General features: G+C 52.5%; 3 protein-coding genes. All 3 read right to left on the bottom strand.

Going from position 1 to position 2,124, the window contains the following annotated elements:
• On the bottom strand, positions 1-910 hold a 910-nt coding region (locus ACOSYY_RS19500), incomplete at its 3' end, for an oligosaccharide flippase family protein (RefSeq protein WP_421664609.1).
• A gap of 197 nt (positions 911-1,107) precedes the next feature.
• The gene (locus ACOSYY_RS19495; protein WP_421664607.1) at positions 1,108-1,680 is read right to left on the bottom strand and encodes an arsenate-mycothiol transferase ArsC; all 573 of its coding nucleotides are present in this window, start codon (positions 1,678-1,680) and stop codon (positions 1,108-1,110) included.
• The coding region (locus ACOSYY_RS19490) for a hypothetical protein (RefSeq protein WP_421664605.1) at positions 1,677-2,124 on the bottom strand (448 nt) is incomplete at its 5' end. The genes ACOSYY_RS19490 and ACOSYY_RS19495, both read right to left, overlap by 4 nt.

Raw genomic sequence — 2,124 nt, 5'->3', positions numbered from 1 at the left:
GGCGGATTCCTCGTCCATATTCCACTCCAAGCGCACCCTTATCAGCCTGAAGCTTACTAAACATAGGGAAGAGCACTTTCGCCAGCAGTTTCGAAATGTACGTCGACGGAATGTTTGCAAGGGTATAGGCGATCACGTAGTAACCCAGGGCATCCATCCCTAAAAGCTTGCCGATCACTGCGTTGTCCAGTTCGCGAGTCAGGAAGACCACAATGACCAGTCCGGTGATAAACTTCCCGTAATGAAACAGCTCTTTCGCGACAGCGAAATCCAGGCGGAACCGCACGCGTCCAGGCACGATCATGAACGATAACGCGCTGTTTATGGCCGCGGACAACACCTGCGCATACACTAGCGCCCACACGCTCCGAAGCACATACGCCAACACCACCGACACGAGGAAATTCAACGCCGTTCCGGCTTGCTCCAGATAGGTCAACCGCTTGAAATCCAATTCCTTCTGCAGCGCGATCGCATTCACATTTTGGCAGCCCGTGAAGATGAAGCTGATCCCGACGACAGCAACAATCGAATCCAGGACCGGTTGGTCGTAGAACGCGGCCGCCCACGGCGCAATGACGCATGCAAGCAGCGCGAGCCCTCCCCCGCGCAACACCATAAGAGTGAAGGCCGTGTCGCGCGCCTCCTCAAAACGCTGCTGCCGATGAATTAATGCCGATCCGAATCCGGTTTCGGTGAAAATCTCGATCATACGGACGGCCATTGAACAAACGGCCATTAATCCGAAAATCTCCGGCGTCAGTAGTCTTGCGAGAATGATCGACCGAGCAAAGGAGAGTACCGCTACCCCGGCACTTGAAAGGCCGACCCATACGCCTGAACGAATGGCCTTGTGCTGGAGGGTACCATCAGATCGGCCAAGAAATCGGCCTATTCTTTTCAGCACCATCACGATTACAGATTACCGTAGTTGCAGAGGTTATATGTGCGATTTTCCGTCTAGCGCTAGTTCCCAGCCAATCCTACGGGCCTGCAGCTCTGGACGCAGATGGTGCGATGGGTTTTAAACACAGATTGTTTCGGACGGGTCATGCTTGGGCAAAGCACGTACAGCAAAAGACCCAGGTATCGCCACCGGATACGGGGCTACCGTCCATTCAGTTTAAACGTCCTCTCAATACATTGGCTGATGCGCTCGAAACACTTTTCAAATGCGCCTGCTGTCCCGCCATACGGATCCTGTATATTGAATGCGGCATACCCCTGCTCCTGACCTTTCCTATCGGGGTCAAGCAGCGGCAGAAGAAACAACTTCGCGTGATGGCGTTCGAACGATGATTGCAGCACTGTGTATTGCCAAACCTCCATCGCGATGATCATATCGTATGACTCCACAAGATCCTGTGAAATCGCTAAAGAGCGATGGTTCTCGAGATCAACTCCGAAATGCCTCGCAACCTGGATTGCCGCTTCCGGCGAAGGGGTTGGTTTGGGAACATGCAACCCCGCAGAACCGAACTTGATTCCAGATATTATGCCTTCCCTCCCCAATTTAGAGGCCAGGTGTTCGGCAAAAGGACTTCGACAGATATTTCCCTTACAGACAAACAGCACTGACCGAGGGTTGGCAGGAACAGCAGGAACACGGATCCGCGGGCCCCGAACGGTCCAATACAAATCGATCAAGCCTCTCTTCAACTGACGACCAACTGCTCTCATCGAATGTTCACAAGACGATTATCAACAGCCATTCCAGCCCTATTTTGTTTGAGGGAAAGCAGCCACTTACAACATTGCGCTAACATATCCTCCTCCCACTCCCGAAATGAGAAGATATGGTTGGCATCCTTCGTCACGTGGATTTCATACCAGGACTTGCATGACTCCAATCGGGTACGATTGCGTGCCACAAATTTTGTTTCGTACTCCCACAACAGCCGGTCGCTTCCCGCAAAAATAAGGTAAACATACCGCGAGGTTGAAACCATGTTGAAAAACGCAGGCGCAAAATAAGGATTGGTATTGTCCCGCTCCGCGGGTTGAACAGGCGAGGGAGGCGCTGAGTTCGCGCCGCGAAATCTCACCAGAAGCGGTTTGAAAAGCGAACGGAAAATAAGCCTGTAATCGCTCTGAAACGTCAAAAAACGCACCCATGAGCGCCAG

Source organism: Nitrospira sp. BLG_2, assembly GCF_049222245.1.
The sequence above is the reverse complement of the archived record's forward strand: the minus strand, read 5'-3'. Positions and strand labels throughout refer to the sequence as shown.

Excerpts from the sequence above, each read along its gene's own strand:
- ACOSYY_RS19495 (WP_421664607.1), bottom strand. The coding sequence starts at position 1,680 with ATGAGAGCAGTTGGTCGTCAGTTGAAGAGAGGCTTGATCGATTTGTAT.